The following is a 14,755-nucleotide window of genomic DNA, read 5'->3' on the forward strand; positions in this document are numbered from 1 at the left end:
CTCAGGAACCGTTGCCGGACCGCAGGGTGGGGAGGTCGGCCTTCAGTGTGTTCACCGGGATCGCGAAGCCCAGACCCACGCTTCCCGCACCGGAACTGCTGGATCCGTCGGACGAACTCGCCGAGTACATCGCGGAGTTGATGCCGATGATCTCGCCGTTCATATTGATGAGCGCACCACCGGAGTTGCCCGGGTTGAGCGAGGCGTCGGTCTGGATGGCCTTGTACGTGGTGGTGGAGTCGCCGGTGTCGCCGTTGAACTGCCGACCGCCGAACTCGAACGGCCACTGTCCGCCGCCGCCCATTCCGCCCTGCCCCTGGCTGCCGCCGTTGTCCTTGGCGACCGTGACATCGCGGTTCAGGGCGGAGACGATGCCGCTGGTGACGGTGCCGGTGAGGCCCTCCGGCGAGCCGATCGCGACGACCTGGTCGCCGACCGAGACCGCCGAGGAGTCGCCCAACGTGGCCGTCTTCAGCCCGCTCGCACCCCGGAGCTTGATGAGCGCGAGGTCCTTGTCGGGGTCGGTGCCGACGACATCCGCGGTGTACGTCTTGCCCGTGCTGAGCGTTACCTTGATCGACGAGGCGCCGGAGAGGACGTGGTTGTTGGTGACGACCTCGCCGTCGGACGTGATGACCACGCCGGAGCCGGTGGACTCGCCCGCGGTCGAGGTCGCGTTGATCTCGACGATCATCGGCGAGACGGCCGCCGCGACACCGGCGACGGTCCCCTTGCTGCTCTGCGAGACGGTGGTGCCGGGGACGATGCCGCCGCCCGTGCTGTTCGTGTCGTTGCCGGTGAACTGCTGGACGAAGGCGGCGGTGCCGCCGCCGACGACGCCCGCCGCGATGGCCACGGCCGCCAGGAGTGCCACCGGCCGCTTGGCCCGGCGCCGGTGCGCGGCCGACTCGGGGGCGGGCGGGTAGGACGGCGGCGGCGGGTAGGACGCGTCACCGTTGCCGTACGAGGGGTACATCGGGTACTCGCCGCTCGGGCGCTGGCTCTCTGTCATGTAAAAGAGCGTGACGGCCGAAGATGAGAGAAGCCTGAGCACGCGCTGAGAAGCCCGGCAGAACCTCGTATGCCCGATATAAGGGAGTACGGCTTCCGTTGGGTCGTGGGGGAGTACGAACGAGGCGGGGCCTTCGGCCGGTGCCGCCCGCCCCGCCTGACTCACCCCGCCCGACTCACCCCGCCCGCGGGCTCCCCGCAGCCGCACGACCGGCGTACCACCAGCGCCGACGGGAACTGCTTCAGCCGCTCCCGCCGCGACCCCGACACCCGCAACGAGTCGTCGAGCACCAGGTCCACGGCCGCGCGCGCCATCGCCGGGCGGTCCGAGAAGACCGTCGTCAGCGGCGGATCGGTCAGACCGGCTTCCTTCACGTCGTCGAAGCCCGCCACCGCCAGCTCCCCGGGCACATCGATCCGCAGCTCGCGCGCGGCCCGCAGCACACCGATGGCCTGGTCGTCCGTCGAGCAGAAGATCGCCGGCGGCCTGTCCGGCCCCGCGAGCAGCTTCAGCGCCACCTGATAGGCGTCGTAACGGTTGTACGGGGCCTGGAAGAGCCGGCCCTCCGTCGAGCGCCCCGCCTCGTGCATCGCGCGGCGCCAGCCCTCGACGTGGTCGGCGACCGGGTCACCGACCGACGGGGTCGACTCCACGCCGCCGACGCAGGCCACGTACTCGTTGCCGTGCTCCAGCAGGTGCCGGGTGGCGAGCTGGGCACCGCCGACGTCGTCCGTGACGACCGCGACGTCGTCGATCGCCTCGGGCCGCTCGTGCAGCAGTACGACCCGCGCGTCCCACGCCTCGATCTCCGCCGCCGCCCGCTCGCTGGGGCCCTGGCTGACCAGGATCAGCCCGGAGACCCGCATGCCGAGGAAGGCCCGCAGATAGTGGACCTCGCGCTCGTCGCGGTAGTCGGAGTTGCCGACGAGCACCATCTTTCCGCGCTCGGCGGCGGCCTGTTCGACCGCGTGCGCCATCTCCGCGAAGAACGGCTGCCGGGCGTCCGGCACGATCATCCCTATGAGGTCGGTCCGCCGCGAGGCCATGGCCTGCGCAACCCGGTCGGGCCGGTAGCCCAGCTCCTTGATCGCGGCGAGCACCCGCTCGCGCGTGGCCGGGGCGACCGGCCTGGGTCCGTTGTTGATGACGTAGCTGACGACCGCGGTCGACGTACCCGCCAGTCTTGCCACATCGTCCCGCGTCACCTTGGCCACGCGCGGCAGTCTACGCGGATATACCTACCTGTTGGCAGGCCGGACCGGGGCTCCTTCCGGGGCCTCGGCCGCGCGCGGCTGCTCCGAACGGGTTACGGGTCCGGCGGCCCGCTCCGTCACGGCCCGGGCCTTGGCCTCCTCGGCCGCGCGCTCCACCTTCTCCGGTGCGACGAATCGGTAGCCGACGTTACGGACCGTGCCGATCAGCGACTCGTGCTCCGGGCCGAGCTTGGCGCGCAGCCGCCGCACATGGACGTCGACCGTCCGCGTACCGCCGAAATAGTCGTAACCCCAGACCTCCTGGAGCAGCTGGGCGCGGGTGAAGACCCGGCCCGGGTGCTGCGCCAGATATTTGAGCAGCTCGAACTCCTTGAAGGTCAGGTCCAGGACCCGGCCCTTCAGCTTCGCGCTGTACGTCGCCTCGTCGACCGACAGATCGCCGCTGCGGATCTCCATCGGGGAGTCGCCGGAGCCGATCTGCTGCCGGCCGGTGGCCAGCCGCAGCCGGGCCTCGACCTCGGCCGGGCCCGCCGTGTCCAGCAGCACGTCGTCGATGCCCCAGTCGGCGGTGACGGCCGCGAGACCGCCCTCCGTCACGACGAGGATCAGCGGACAGCCCGGTCCGGTGGACCGCAGCAGCTGGCACAGCGACCGCACCTGCGGCAGGTCGCGGCGGCCGTCGACCAGGATGACGTCGGCACCGGGGGTGTCGACGAGGGCGGGGCCTTCGGCCGGCGCCACCCGCACGCTGTGCAGCAGGAGACCGAGGGCCGGAAGTACCTCCGTCGACGGTTGAAGGGCATTTGTCAGAAGCAGCAGTGAACTCATCGTCGCCCACCTGCCTGGGTCGTCGGTCGATGATCGTGCGCGGTTCGCTCGCCCATTACGTCGGTCCTCCTCGTTCCCTGCGAGAGGGGCACTCCCGGGCTCGGCCCGGGGGAGTTGTGCGGCACTTCTTCGTACGGTTTCGTGCTGGCTTTATCACTGCTTGCCGTACGACGTTCGTCATCGTCCGTCATACGTTTCCTACGGGTACGGTCCCGCACCCTGGGACCGCTGAGCTTGTGGAAACGTCGCCGTAACAACGCCTGGAAAGCACTAAAGGACCCGGGGGCTGCTTTGCCCGGATCCTCTTCCCAGCAGAATAGCCCACATGAGTTCTGTGTCCGAGGGGCGATTTCGGAGTTCCTCTGTTCCCTTGATCACGCCCGGACATCCGCGCACCCCGTTGCGGACCACGTTGCGGACCACGTTGCGGACCGATGACGGGGTCCGTATCGAGGCGGTGTACGAGCCGGGTACGGCGGCTGCCGGGGCCGCTGCGGAAACATCCTTCGACGGTACTGCGATCGTGGTCGCGCACGGGTTCACCGGATCGGCGGGCCGGCCCGCGGTACGGCGTGCCGCGGAGGTTCTCGGCCGGCGCGCGGCCGTGGTCACGTTCTCGTTCCGGGGGCACGGCGGATCCGGCGGGCGGTCGACGGTGGGCGATCGCGAGGTGCTGGATCTGGCGGCGGCGGTGCGGTGGGCGCGGGCGCTCGGACACCGGCGGGTCGTGACCGTCGGGTTCTCGATGGGCGGCTCCGTGGTGCTGCGGCACGGGGCGCTGTGCAAAGGGCGAGCCGGTGTGAGCGCGGAGCGCGGGGGGCGCATCGAAGCGCACGAGGGGGTGCACGCGGATGCGCGCGCCGATGCGGTGGTGGCCGTGAGCGCCCCCGCCCGCTGGTACTACCGGGGCACGGCCCCGATGCGCCGCCTGCACTGGGTGGTCACCCGGCCCGTCGGCCGGCTGGTCGGCCGCTACGGTCTCCGCACCCGGATCGACCACAACGACTGGGACCCGGTCCCGCTCTCCCCGGTCGGGGCGGCCGGCCTGATCGCCCCGGCCCCGCTGCTGATCGTGCACGGCGACCGGGACCCGTACTTCCCGCTGGACCACCCCAGGATGCTGGCCGAAGCGGCGGGCGACGGCGCCGAGCTGTGGCTGGAGCACGGCATGGGCCATGCCGAGAACGCCGCGGACGAGAGCCTGCTCACCCGCATCGGCGACTGGGTGGCGGCGCGGTGATTCATGCGGTGATTCATGATGGACAGCTGATGCGAGACGAGAGGAGCTCCGCCATGTCTGCCGGAACGATCCGCTACTGGGCCGCCGCGAAGGCCGCCGCCGGGACCGCGGAGGAGCCGTACACCGCTGCGACGCTCGCCGAGGCGCTCGACGCGGTGCGCGAACGGCACCCCGGCGAGCTCACCCGAGTGCTGCAACGGTGCTCGTTCCTCGTCGACGGTGACCCCGTGGGGACCCGCAGTCATGAGACCGTACGTCTCGCCGAGGGCGGCACGGTCGAGGTGCTCCCGCCGTTCGCAGGAGGGTGAACCGCAGCACATGAGCAGCAACGATCAACAGCATCCGTACGGACAGGACCCGGGCCACGGCCACGGGTACGAGCCCGGCCAGGAGCCGCAGCCCTCGCAGCCGTACGGTCAGCAGCCGTACGGAGAGCAGCCGTACGGGGAGCAGGGGTACGGTCAGCAGCCCCACGGTCAGCAGCCCCACGGACAGCAGCAGCCCCACGGACAGCAGCAGCCCCACGGACAGCAGCAGCCCCACGGACAGCAGCAGCCCCACGGACAGCAGCCCTACGGTCAGCAGGGGTACGGCGACCGGACCCATGCCACGCAGTCGCACGGGGACCAGTCGTACGGCGGCCCGGCCCACGGCGGCCAGTCGTACGGTCAGCAGGCGTCGTACGGAGGCCCCCAGCCGACCGGCCCCGTGTCCTCATGGCCGACCGGCCACCTGCCGGAGTCGGGCGCACCCGCGGCGCAGGCCCCGCAGGATCCCGGTGTCGCGCAGACCTGGGAGGGCCAGACCTGGGACACCCAGTACCAGCCGGCCATCCAGCACGCACAGCACGCACAGCACGCTCGCCCCGCACAGCACGCACAGCCCGCACAGCCCGCACAGCCCGCACAGCCCGCACAGCCTGTGCAGCAGCCCGTTCCGGCTGCCGCCGAGACCGCCTATCTGCCGCCCGTGCATCCGCAGCGCGTCGCCGGCTCCTACCCGCTTCCTCCCGAGGTCCCGGCCGAGCCGGTCCGGGCGGACGCACCCGCGGACCGGCCGCCCGCCGCCACCGCGTCCGCGCTCGGCACCGCCGGATACAGCGCCCCCACCACCCTGGGCAACAGCCGGATCACCGATGCCCAGCGCGCCCGCGCCGAGGGCCGCTCGCCGATCATCGCGCCGGGTATGCAGCCCGCCGCCATCACCGCGGGACTCGGGCTGCTCCTCGCCCTCGGAGCCGCGATCGGGCCGTACGTCCTGGTCGTACCGCTGGTACTGCTCCAGGCCGTGACCGCGGCCGGGTGGTTCCGGCTCAACGGCATGTGGCCGGCCCGGCAGGGCATCGCGCTCGCGTTCGCCGGTGGCCTCGTCGCCGACATCGCGCTGCTCGCCGCGGGCCGCGAGAACGGACCGGCCGCCATCATCGGCACCCTCGGCATCTGGGTGCTGCTCACCGTGGTCCTCCAACTACGCAGCCACGCGAGCGCCGACGAGCGGATGCAGGGGCTGATGGCCACCGTCGCCTCGGCCGCGCTCTCGGTCCTGGCCGCCGGACACCTCGCGGCGGTCCCGGACGCCGTGACGGTGGGCGGGGTGGCCGTCGCGGTCGCCGTCCTCGTCCGCGCGCTGCCGCTGCCCGGACCGGCCTCGGTCGTGGTGGCGCTGCTCGCCGCCGTGGGCGCCGGTGCCGCGGCGGGGGCGTTCACCGATTTCGGTACGAAGGGTGCGCTGCTCGGCCTCGCGGCGGGCGGTTGCGCGCTGATCGGGCTGCGGGTGGCGAGTTACGACTACCCGTCGCGGTTCGTCCACATGACGGCCGGTGTGGCACTGCCGCTCACCGCCGCCGCCCCCGCCGTCTATCTGCTCGGCCGCGCGATCTCGTAGCACGCACCGCCGCCGCGCCCTTCGGAACCGGACGGGAACCGAAGGGAGGCGTCCGCTCGTCGATCACCCCGGGTGCGCCGTGCAGCCGTACCGGACGCACGGGTACCGGGGTTCGGCCGGATGCAGGGTGGGGGAAAGAGCAGGCATGCGTGCACTGCGAATACTGCTGGTCATAGTGGTGGTTCTGGGCGGGATCTTCGTCGTCGTCGACCGGGTGGCGGTGTATTTCGCCGAGTCGGAGGCCGAGGGCCGGGTCCACGTCACCGGCGCCACGATCGGTTCCACGGACGTCTCCATCAAGGGATTTCCGTTCCTGACCCAGCTCGCCGGTTCGCGGTTCGACGAGGTCGACGTCGAGATCACCGGCATCGAGACCGACGCCAACGGCCGCCGGATCCGGATCAGCAGGATGAACGCCGCGCTGCACGAGGTGAAGCTGGCCGACGGCTACTCCGGCGCCACCGCCGCCCGCGCCACCGGCACCGCCGTCATCTCGTACGAGGACCTGACCAAGGCCGCCGGCGACGGCATCGTCGTCGAGTACGGCGGCAACGGCAAGGTGAAGGTGACCGGCACGGTCGACATCCTCGGCCGCCCCCTGTCGCGCAGTGTGCTCTCCACCGTCAGCCTCGTCGACGGCCACATCCTCAAGGTGCACGCCGACAAGGTGCCGGGCGAGGGCATCCCCGGGCTGGAGGGCCTGGTGCGCGGGAAGACCGACTTCGAGCGGGAGGTCGGCGGCCTGCCCAGCGGCCTGAAGCTGCAGAAGATCCAGCCGACCGCCGACGGCCTGGAGATCTCGGTGACGGGCACGGACGTACAGCTCGATTACTAGGTTCCACCGGGCCCGGGCAGTGCCCTCGACCTCGACCTCGACCTCGACCTCGTAGGGCACTTCGGGCCACATATTGAGACGGCCGTGTCCGATCCGCAGATGGCTGACGGGTGCGGACGGCAGGGAAGCCGCGCGGGAGGCGACGCCGCCCAGTCAATGTCTCGTATTGCGGACGATCGAGTCTCAGGATGCGACACGACGGTGACATGTCCGCCCGTACCTCCCTACGATCGGTCCCATGCAGTGCTCTATAGGCGGTCTCCCGCAGTGGGGACGGGCGGATCTCACGAAGCGGCGGGCAGTGGACCTGTGCCGCGTCGCCGCCATGCTCTGTCGCACTGTCTGAGCGGGAGCCTTCGGCACCCGCATTCCCCCGGCCCTTCGATCCGATTCAGGGCCCATCCCGATCGCATGTCGCACGTGCGCCGCACCCTGCGCCGCCGTACATCCGCATCACGCATCCGCATCACGCGCCGTCTCGCACCATCTCGCCGCAGACTGCCCCGGAGGAGAACAGAATGAGCCGCAGTGACGTCCTGGTAGACGCCGACTGGGTCGAGGCCCACATCGAGGACCCCAAGGTCGCCATCGTCGAGGTCGACGAGGACACTTCCGCGTACGAGAAGAACCACATCAAGAACGCGATCCGGATCGACTGGACCAAGGACCTCCAGGACCCGGTCCGCCGGGACTTCATCGACCAGGCGGGCTTCGAGAAGCTGCTGTCCGAGAAGGGCATCGGCAACGACACCACGGTCGTCCTGTACGGCGGCAACAACAACTGGTTCGCGTCCTACGCGTTCTGGTACTTCAAGCTCTACGGTCACCAGGACGTCCGCCTGCTCGACGGTGGCCGCAAGAAGTGGGAGCTCGATTCCCGCGACCTGGTCGACGGCGACCAGGTCCCGTCCCGCCCGGCCACCGCGTACAAGGCCCAGCCGCAGGACGAGTCGATCCGTGCCTACCGCGACGAAGTCGTGAAGGCGATCGGCAGCCTGAACCTGGTCGACGTGCGGTCGCCCGACGAGTTCAGCGGCAAGCTGCTCGCCCCGGCGCACCTCCCGCAGGAGCAGTCCCAGCGCCCCGGCCACGTGCCGACCGCCCGCAACATCCCGTGGTCGAAGAACGCCAACGACGACGGCACCTTCAAGTCGGACGACGAGCTCAAGGCCCTCTACGAGGACGAGCAGGTCGACCTCGCGAAGGACACCATCGCGTACTGCCGCATCGGCGAGCGCTCCGCGCTCACCTGGTTCGTGCTGCACGAGCTGCTCGGCCAGGAGAACGTCAAGAACTACGACGGTTCGTGGACCGAGTACGGCTCCCTCGTGGGTGTGCCGATCGAGCTCGGCGCCAACAAGTAACCACCAAGCAACTCCGCACGACCCGGACCGGGTGCCACCCGGACCAGGACGCCCCCCGACCGAGAAGGACAGAACACCATGTGTGGAGCAAAGGCCGGCGGCCCCGACGCTTCGACCATCAAGCCCGGTGAGACCACCATCCAGGGCAGCGTGACCCGCGACGGCGAGCCCGTCACCGGCTACGTGCGCCTGCTGGACTCGACCGGCGAGTTCACCGCGGAGGTCCCGACCTCGGCGACCGGACAGTTCCGCTTCTACGCGGCCGAGGGCACGTGGACGGTCCGCGCCCTCGTCCCGGGCGGCAGCGCCGACCGCACGGTCGTGGCGCAGACCGGTGGCCTCTCCGAGGTCGCCATCGCCGTCTAGTACGTACGCGGGAGCCCGCCCGGCCGACCGGCCCGGCGGGCCCCCGACACCTCACCGGCCGAAGGGCCGTACCCCAGGGGTTGGACGCTCTGAAGCGGGGTACGGCCCTTCGTGCCATTCGCGTGGGCGCGTAACGGGCCTACGCTTGAGTCATGTACGCCCGACGCCGTCGCGGCTATTTCCTGATGATGGGCGGCTGCATCGTCCTCTTCGTATCGGCCTGGGCATTCGTCCGGCTGTGGTCGATGCCCGCCGCGATAGCGATGTGTCTCGTCGCCATGGTCATCCCGCCCGTCGCGGCCATGATCGCGAACCGCCGGGGCCCGGAGGACCGCTGGTGGGACGATCCGTCCGGCGACCCGAAGTCCGACGAGTGGTGGGACGAACTCGACGGCAAGAAACGGCACTAATGGGGGCGGGGCGGGGGCGCGTGCCCGTGATGCGCGTGGCGCGTCAGTAGACGAGGGCCTGGACGCCCTCGGCCATGATCTCGCTGACGAAGACCTGGGCGCCCGCGATCCGTACGCCCTCCAGGACGTCCTGCTCGGTGATGTCGCGCCGGGCCGCGCACTGCGTGCAGAGGGTGATCTGCCCGCCCGCCTGGATCGACTCGATCAGATCCGGCAGCGGCGCGGCATGTGGCAGTTCGAACTCCGCGGCGCGGCCCGGCAGAGCGAACCAGGAGGATTCCCCGGTCAGCCAGAGGGAGACCTCCACGCCACTGGCGACGGCGACCGCGGCCACCGTGAACGCCTGCGAACAGCGCTCGGCTGAGTCGGCACCGGCAGTCACCTTGATCACGAGCTTCTTCGACATATGCCGAACTGTAATCGTCAGGTGGGCAACCGCATCGTTCCGGACTTCGACGAAGGCCGGAACGGCGCCGGCAAGGGCAAGGAGGGGACGGAGAGCGTTCCGTTCCACCAGACGCTGATCCTGCAGAACCAGCTGCTGGGCTGACCCGTCCCCCGGCGGCCCCCACGCAAGCCCCGAACCGACGGGCCGGGCCCCAACCCATTAGGCTGGGGCCCGGCCCCGTACTGCTGGCCTACCGCTCGTTCCAAGGAGTTCCCGTGCTTGAGGCATTTTTCTCCGCCCTGCTGGTGCTGGTCTGCGTCGGTGTTCTCGCCTTCGCCGGTCTGACCGTGAAGAAGCTCTACCAGGGTCAGCGCTGACCTTCCCCGCCCCCACCCCCCTCACAGATCGTCTGAGCCACTCATGATCGAGATCCCGTCCGACCTCCACCCGGACCTCGTCCCGCTGGCCTTCCTCCTCGGCAACTGGGCGGGCGCGGGTGTCTCGGACTTCCCGGGCGCCGAGCAGTGCAACTTCGGCCAGGAAGTCTCCTTCAGTCACGACGGCCGGGACTTCCTGGAGTACACCTCGCACACCTGGGTGCTCGACTCCGAGGGCAAGAAGGTCAAGCCGCTGGAGTCCGAGTCGGGCTTCTGGCGCATCGACAAGGACCGCAAGGTCGAGGTCGTCATGGTCCGCGACCAGGGCGTCATCGAGATCTGGTACGGGGAGCTGGCCGACCAGAAGCCGCAGATCGACCTGGTCACCGACGCGGTGGCGCGCACCGCGGCCTCCGGCCCGTACAGCGGTGGCAAGCGGCTCTACGGCTATGTGAAGAGCGACCTGATGTGGGTCGGCGAGAAGGCCACCCCCGAGGTGGAGCTGCGCCCGTACATGTCGGCGCACCTGAAGAAGGTCGTCACCCCGGAAGAGGTCGAGGCGATGGCGAAGAGCCTCGGCGACCTCCCGGACGACGGCATCGCCTTCTTCAAGTAGTTCAAGAAGCCGGTCAAGAAGCCGGTCAAGAAGCCCTCCGGGCCCGGGTCCACGCCGGAGCAGTTCACGGATTCCTCCCGGGCAAAGCTGTAGCCAGGTGTTCACCCGGTCCTACACTGGGCCTGTGGTGAGCACCGACTGGAAGACCGATCTCCGGCAGCGCGGCTATCGGCTGACGCCGCAGCGGCAGCTTGTCCTGGAAGCCGTCGACACGCTGGAACACGCGACGCCCGACGACATCCTCGCGGAGGTGCGCAGGACCGCGTCCGGCGTGAACATCTCCACCGTCTACCGGACGCTCGAACTCCTGGAGGAGCTGGAGCTGGTCAGCCACGCCCATCTGGGGCACGGGGCGCCGACGTACCACCTGGCCGACCGCCACCACCACATCCACCTGGTCTGCCGCGACTGCACGAACGTCATCGAGGCCGATGTCGGGGTCGTCGCCGAGTTCACCGCGAAGCTGCGGGACAGCTTCGGGTTCGAGACGGACATGAAGCACTTCGCGATCTTCGGTCGCTGCGCCGACTGCACGGCGAAGGCGGCGTCCGGCGACGTGGTACGGACGGCCGACGCGGCACGCACGGCCGACGCGGCACGCACGGCCGACGCGGCACGCACGGCCGACGCGGCCGGACCCAAGGCGTAGGGCCTGTCCGGGGTCAGGGCCGGACAGACCGGCAACCGGGGGCGGCGCCGCAAGAGCCAGTCGGTCCGACCGGCCCGGCCCGCTCCGTAAATCGCGTCGTACGCTGGTCGCATGAAGAGCCCTCTGCTGTCCCTGCCCGGCGCGGTTCCCGCCGAAGGCCGCGACGAAGGCGTCGCCGCGCACTACGGTGACCTGTTCCGCGAGCAGCGCGCCCTCGCCGACGGCTCCGGCCTCGTCGACCTCTCGCACCGCGCCGTCGTCACCGTCACCGGCAGCGACCGGTTGGCCTGGCTGCATCTGCTGCTCACCCAACACGTCAGCGAACTCGCCCCGGGGCAGGCCACCGAGGCCCTGATCCTCACCTCGCACGGACACATCGAGCACGCCCTCTATCTCGTCGACGACGGCGAGACCGTGTGGATGCACGCCGAACCGGGCACGCAGGGCGACCTCGTCGCCTACCTGGAGTCCATGAAGTTCTTCTACCGGGTCGAAGTCGCCGACCGCACCGAGGACTTCGCCGTCGTGTATCTGCCGGCCGGCTCCATCGCGGAGGTCCCCGACGGGGTGACGGTACGGGAGACGGCGTACGGCCGGGACCTGTTCCTGCCCCGCGCCGACCTGGAGGCGTACGCGGCCGCACACGGACCGGTGGCCGGCATCCTCGCGTACGAGGCGCTGCGCGTCGAGGCGCACCGCCCGCGCCTCGGTTTCGAGACCGACCACCGCACCATCCCGCACGAGCTGGGCTGGATCGGCACCGCCGTCCATCTCCAGAAGGGCTGCTACCGGGGCCAGGAGACCGTGGCCCGGGTGCAGAACCTGGGCAAGCCGCCGCGGCGGCTGGTCTTCCTGCACCTCGACGGCAGCGAGGTCGTGCTGCCCGGACACGGCACCCCCGTACGGCTCGCCGCGGACGGCGCCGAGGGCCGGCAGCTGGGCTTCATCACGACGTCCGCCCGCCACCACGAGCTGGGACCGATCGCGCTGGCCCTGGTCAAGCGGAACGTGGCGGTGGACGCGGAGCTGCTCGCGGGGGACACGGCCGCCGCCCAGGAGACGGTCGTGGAGCCGTAACCGTACGCAGATTCTCTACGCGCGACCGTCTGCGGCGCCCGAGGCGTCCGAGGCGTCCGTACCGACGCACCGACGCACCGACGCACCGACTGCACCGGCCCGACCATTGTCCGCGGTCGGGCCGTGCAGCCGGTTCAGACCTCGACGATGACGGTGAACGGGCCGTGGTTCGTGAGTGAGACCCGCATGTCCGCCCCGAACCGACCGGTCTCCACCTGCGCGCCCAGCGCCCTCAGCTGCGCCACCACCTCGTCGACCAGCGGTTCGGCGACCTCGCCGGGCGCCGCGGCGTTCCAGGTGGGCCTGCGCCCCTTCCGGGCATCCCCGTAGAGGGTGAACTGGGAAATCACCAGAAGCGGCGCATTCACGTCGGAGCAGGACTTCTCGCCCTCCAGAATGCGAACCGACCAGAGCTTGCGGGCGAGCTGCGCCGCCTTCTCCGGGGTGTCCCCGTGGGTGACCCCGACCAGCACACACAGCCCTTCACCGACGATTTCGCCGACGACCTCGGGCCCGCCCGACGCGCCCGTGCCGTCGGTCACCGTGACGCTCGCACCGTCCACCCTCTGTACCACTGCACGCATATGGACCAACCTATCCTGGCCAACCTGTCTTGGGCTGAACGGGTACAGAGCATCCACATATGCCCTACTGGAGTGGCACCATGCTGGGAAGGCGGTGTGCCGACACACCGGTCGAGGGGATGGACACCAGCATGAGTACCCATGGAACCGGGCAGTCCCCCGGCGCCGTGCCGGTCACGCGTTCCGGCACCAGTACGAGTACGAGTACCGGCACCAGCACCAGTACCGGCACCAGCACCAGTACCGGCACCAGCACCAGTACCAGCATCAGTACGAGTGCCGGTACCAGCACCAGCACCAGCACCTTGCGCCCACCCGTCCAGCGAACCGGTCACGGATACCTGGACGGCGCGTCCGCGGGACCGCCGCCGGAGCTGGGCGGGCTGCGCCTGCCGGAGCTGCGCACCCTGCGCCGCGACTCGCAGCGCGACGAGGCCGACCTCAGCTATGTGCGGCGGCTGATCCAGGGCCGGATCGACATCCTGCGGGCCGAGCTGGCCCGCAGACGGGATCCGGAGACACCGGTGGTGGACCGGCTCTCGGAGATCCTCGCCGACACCCCGTCCCAGCACCGCTCCTCCGCCCGGCATGTCACGCTCACCACACCGCGCAGCGACGAGTACCGCCGGCTGGCGGCCGAGACGCTCGCCGAGGTCGAACTCTCCGACCTCGATGCCCGTACGGACGACGAGCTGCACATCGCGATGGGGCGCCTGGTCGGCTACGAGCAGCAGGTCTCCCGCCGCCGTCACCAGCTGCAACGCACCGCTGACGATTGCAGTGCGGAGATCGCCCGCAGGTACCGTGACGGTGAAGCACAAGTAGACGACCTGCTCACCTGAAGCGATCCTTCCGGGGGCGGGTTCCGCCCGTCCCCGGAAGGCCACCATGACCTCCAGCGCCGCATCCGCCGCCCCCTCCGCCATATCCCCCGCCCACCCCGTCCTGGCGGAGGTCGTACGGTCCGGCTTCGTGGAGGGCCGGCACCGGGGCTCGCTGGTCCTCCTGGCCGCCGACGGCAGCGTGGAACGGGTCCTGGGTGACCCGACGGCGCCGGTCTTCCCCCGTTCGTCCAACAAGCCCATGCAGGCCGCGGCCGTGCTGCGGGCCGGGCTCGACCTGTCCGGAGAGCGGCTGGCACTGGCCGCCGCGAGCCACTCCGGCGAGGACTTCCATCTCGAACTCGTACGCCGGATGCTCGCCGAGCACGGACTGACCCCCGACGATCTGCAGACTCCGCCCGATCTGCCGCTGGACCCGGCGGAGGCGGAGACGTATCTCGCCGCCGGCCACGCCCGGGAGCGGATCACCATGAACTGCTCCGGCAAGCACGCGGCGATGCTCGCGGCGTGCGCGCTGAACGGCTGGGACCGGGCGTCCTACCTCGACCCGTCGCACCCGCTCCAGCGGCTGGTCCACCAGGTGGTCGAGGAGGCGGCCGGCGAGCCGGTCGCGGCGGTCGGCACGGACGGGTGCGGGGCGCCGCTGATGGCGGTCAGCCTGGTGGGTCTGGCGCGGGCCTTCCGCACGTTCGTGCTGGCCGAGCCGGGGACGGCGGAGCGCCGGGTCGGCGACGCGATGCGGGCCCACCCCGAGTACGTGGCGGGAACGCGCCGCCCCGACACCTGGCTGATGCGGGAGGTGCCGGGCACGCTCTCCAAGATGGGCGCGGAGGCGGTGCAGGCGGTGGCGCTGGCGGACGGCCGGGCCCTGGCCTTCAAGATCGACGACGGTGCGACGCGGGCGCTCGGCCCGGTACTGGCCCGGTCGCTGAGCCTGCTCGGCATCGACGCGCCGGTGGTCTCCCGGATCGGCCGCACGCCGCTGCTGGGCGGCGGCGGTGAGGTCGGCGAGATCAGGGCGGCGTTCTGACCGGGTTCCGCGGTCCCGGAAAACCGGGCGACAATCGGT

General features: G+C 70.7%; 20 protein-coding genes. 14 read left to right on the forward strand and 6 right to left on the reverse strand.

Annotation, left to right across the window (positions count from 1 at the left end):
- Position 1: 1 nt before the first annotated feature.
- From OH735_RS20230 to OH735_RS20240, 3 genes are all read right to left on the reverse strand, one after another.
- A complete protein-coding gene (locus OH735_RS20230; protein ID WP_406382912.1) occupies positions 2 to 1,012 on the reverse strand; it encodes a S1C family serine protease in 1,011 nt (336 codons plus the stop codon).
- Positions 1,013 to 1,173: 161 nt separating this feature from the next.
- Complete coding sequence (locus tag OH735_RS20235; RefSeq protein WP_406382914.1) at positions 1,174 to 2,226, reverse strand: LacI family DNA-binding transcriptional regulator; 1,053 nt, start codon at positions 2,224 to 2,226, stop codon at positions 1,174 to 1,176.
- 24 nt (positions 2,227 to 2,250) lie between these two features.
- The gene (locus OH735_RS20240) at positions 2,251 to 3,054 is read right to left on the reverse strand and encodes a response regulator transcription factor (RefSeq protein WP_406382915.1); all 804 of its coding nucleotides are present in this window, start codon (positions 3,052 to 3,054) and stop codon (positions 2,251 to 2,253) included.
- A 325-nt stretch (positions 3,055 to 3,379) separates the two neighbouring features.
- On the opposite strand from OH735_RS20240, the gene OH735_RS20245 reads away from it, so the two are divergent.
- The 8 genes from OH735_RS20245 to OH735_RS20280 all read left to right on the forward strand — a co-directional run bounded on the left by OH735_RS20245 (position 3,380) and on the right by OH735_RS20280 (position 9,153).
- Positions 3,380 to 4,294, forward strand: a complete 915-nt coding sequence (locus tag OH735_RS20245; protein WP_406382916.1) for an alpha/beta hydrolase family protein — start codon at positions 3,380 to 3,382, stop codon at positions 4,292 to 4,294.
- Positions 4,295 to 4,347: 53 nt separating this feature from the next.
- Positions 4,348 to 4,602, forward strand: coding sequence for a MoaD/ThiS family protein (locus tag OH735_RS20250; RefSeq protein ID WP_406382917.1), 255 nt, complete (start codon positions 4,348 to 4,350; stop codon positions 4,600 to 4,602).
- 10 nt (positions 4,603 to 4,612) lie between these two features.
- Positions 4,613 to 6,178 carry a hypothetical protein gene (locus OH735_RS20255; RefSeq protein WP_406382918.1) on the forward strand — a complete coding sequence of 522 codons (1,566 nt, stop codon included), beginning with the start codon at positions 4,613 to 4,615 and terminating at the stop codon, positions 6,176 to 6,178.
- A gap of 145 nt (positions 6,179 to 6,323) precedes the next feature.
- Entirely contained in the window at positions 6,324 to 7,013 is a 690-nt protein-coding gene (locus tag OH735_RS20260; protein WP_406382919.1) for a DUF2993 domain-containing protein, read from the forward strand.
- A gap of 238 nt (positions 7,014 to 7,251) precedes the next feature.
- Positions 7,252 to 7,359, forward strand: a complete 108-nt coding sequence (locus OH735_RS20265; RefSeq protein WP_353962445.1) for a putative leader peptide — start codon at positions 7,252 to 7,254, stop codon at positions 7,357 to 7,359.
- Positions 7,360 to 7,531: 172 nt separating this feature from the next.
- Positions 7,532 to 8,377 carry a sulfurtransferase gene (locus OH735_RS20270; RefSeq protein WP_406382920.1) on the forward strand — a complete coding sequence of 282 codons (846 nt, stop codon included), beginning with the start codon at positions 7,532 to 7,534 and terminating at the stop codon, positions 8,375 to 8,377.
- A gap of 78 nt (positions 8,378 to 8,455) precedes the next feature.
- Positions 8,456 to 8,743: a DUF1416 domain-containing protein gene (locus tag OH735_RS20275; protein WP_030925040.1), complete on the forward strand. Its 288-nt coding sequence runs from the start codon at positions 8,456 to 8,458 to the stop codon at positions 8,741 to 8,743.
- Between the two features lie 152 nt (positions 8,744 to 8,895).
- Positions 8,896 to 9,153 (forward strand): DUF3099 domain-containing protein, encoded by a 258-nt coding sequence (locus OH735_RS20280; RefSeq protein WP_383760227.1) that lies wholly within the window; start codon positions 8,896 to 8,898, stop codon positions 9,151 to 9,153.
- A 43-nt stretch (positions 9,154 to 9,196) separates the two neighbouring features.
- On the opposite strand, the gene OH735_RS20285 is transcribed toward OH735_RS20280, so the two are convergent.
- Positions 9,197 to 9,559 (reverse strand): DsrE family protein, encoded by a 363-nt coding sequence (locus OH735_RS20285; RefSeq protein WP_406382921.1) that lies wholly within the window; start codon positions 9,557 to 9,559, stop codon positions 9,197 to 9,199.
- A 21-nt stretch (positions 9,560 to 9,580) separates the two neighbouring features.
- Here OH735_RS20285 and OH735_RS20290 point away from each other — a divergent pair, with 21 nt between their 5' ends.
- The 4 genes from OH735_RS20290 (at position 9,581) to OH735_RS20305 (ending at position 12,260) form a co-directional block, all read left to right on the forward strand.
- Positions 9,581 to 9,703, forward strand: coding sequence for a hypothetical protein (locus tag OH735_RS20290; protein ID WP_406382922.1), 123 nt, complete (start codon positions 9,581 to 9,583; stop codon positions 9,701 to 9,703).
- A gap of 258 nt (positions 9,704 to 9,961) precedes the next feature.
- Complete coding sequence (locus OH735_RS20295; RefSeq protein ID WP_406382923.1) at positions 9,962 to 10,534, forward strand: FABP family protein; 573 nt, start codon at positions 9,962 to 9,964, stop codon at positions 10,532 to 10,534.
- A 124-nt stretch (positions 10,535 to 10,658) separates the two neighbouring features.
- Positions 10,659 to 11,183 carry a Fur family transcriptional regulator gene (locus OH735_RS20300; RefSeq protein WP_406382924.1) on the forward strand — a complete coding sequence of 175 codons (525 nt, stop codon included), beginning with the start codon at positions 10,659 to 10,661 and terminating at the stop codon, positions 11,181 to 11,183.
- A 111-nt stretch (positions 11,184 to 11,294) separates the two neighbouring features.
- Entirely contained in the window at positions 11,295 to 12,260 is a 966-nt protein-coding gene (locus OH735_RS20305) for a YgfZ/GcvT domain-containing protein (protein ID WP_406382925.1), read from the forward strand.
- Between the two features lie 134 nt (positions 12,261 to 12,394).
- Here OH735_RS20305 and dtd read toward each other — a convergent pair whose 3' ends face one another.
- A complete protein-coding gene (gene dtd, locus OH735_RS20310; RefSeq protein WP_384447144.1) occupies positions 12,395 to 12,844 on the reverse strand; it encodes a D-aminoacyl-tRNA deacylase in 450 nt (149 codons plus the stop codon).
- Positions 12,845 to 12,908: 64 nt separating this feature from the next.
- A complete protein-coding gene (locus tag OH735_RS20315; RefSeq protein WP_406382926.1) occupies positions 12,909 to 13,136 on the reverse strand; it encodes a hypothetical protein in 228 nt (75 codons plus the stop codon).
- 13 nt (positions 13,137 to 13,149) lie between these two features.
- Here OH735_RS20315 and OH735_RS20320 point away from each other — a divergent pair, with 13 nt between their 5' ends.
- Positions 13,150 to 13,686 (forward strand): ABC transporter substrate-binding protein, encoded by a 537-nt coding sequence (locus OH735_RS20320; protein WP_406382927.1) that lies wholly within the window; start codon positions 13,150 to 13,152, stop codon positions 13,684 to 13,686.
- Positions 13,687 to 13,732: 46 nt separating this feature from the next.
- Complete coding sequence (locus OH735_RS20325) at positions 13,733 to 14,716, forward strand: asparaginase (protein ID WP_406382928.1); 984 nt, start codon at positions 13,733 to 13,735, stop codon at positions 14,714 to 14,716.
- Positions 14,717 to 14,755: the final 39 nt, after the last annotated feature.

It is taken from the genome of Streptomyces sp. NBC_01618, assembly GCF_045209435.1.
In the GTDB taxonomy this organism is placed as follows: domain Bacteria; phylum Actinomycetota; class Actinomycetes; order Streptomycetales; family Streptomycetaceae; genus Streptomyces.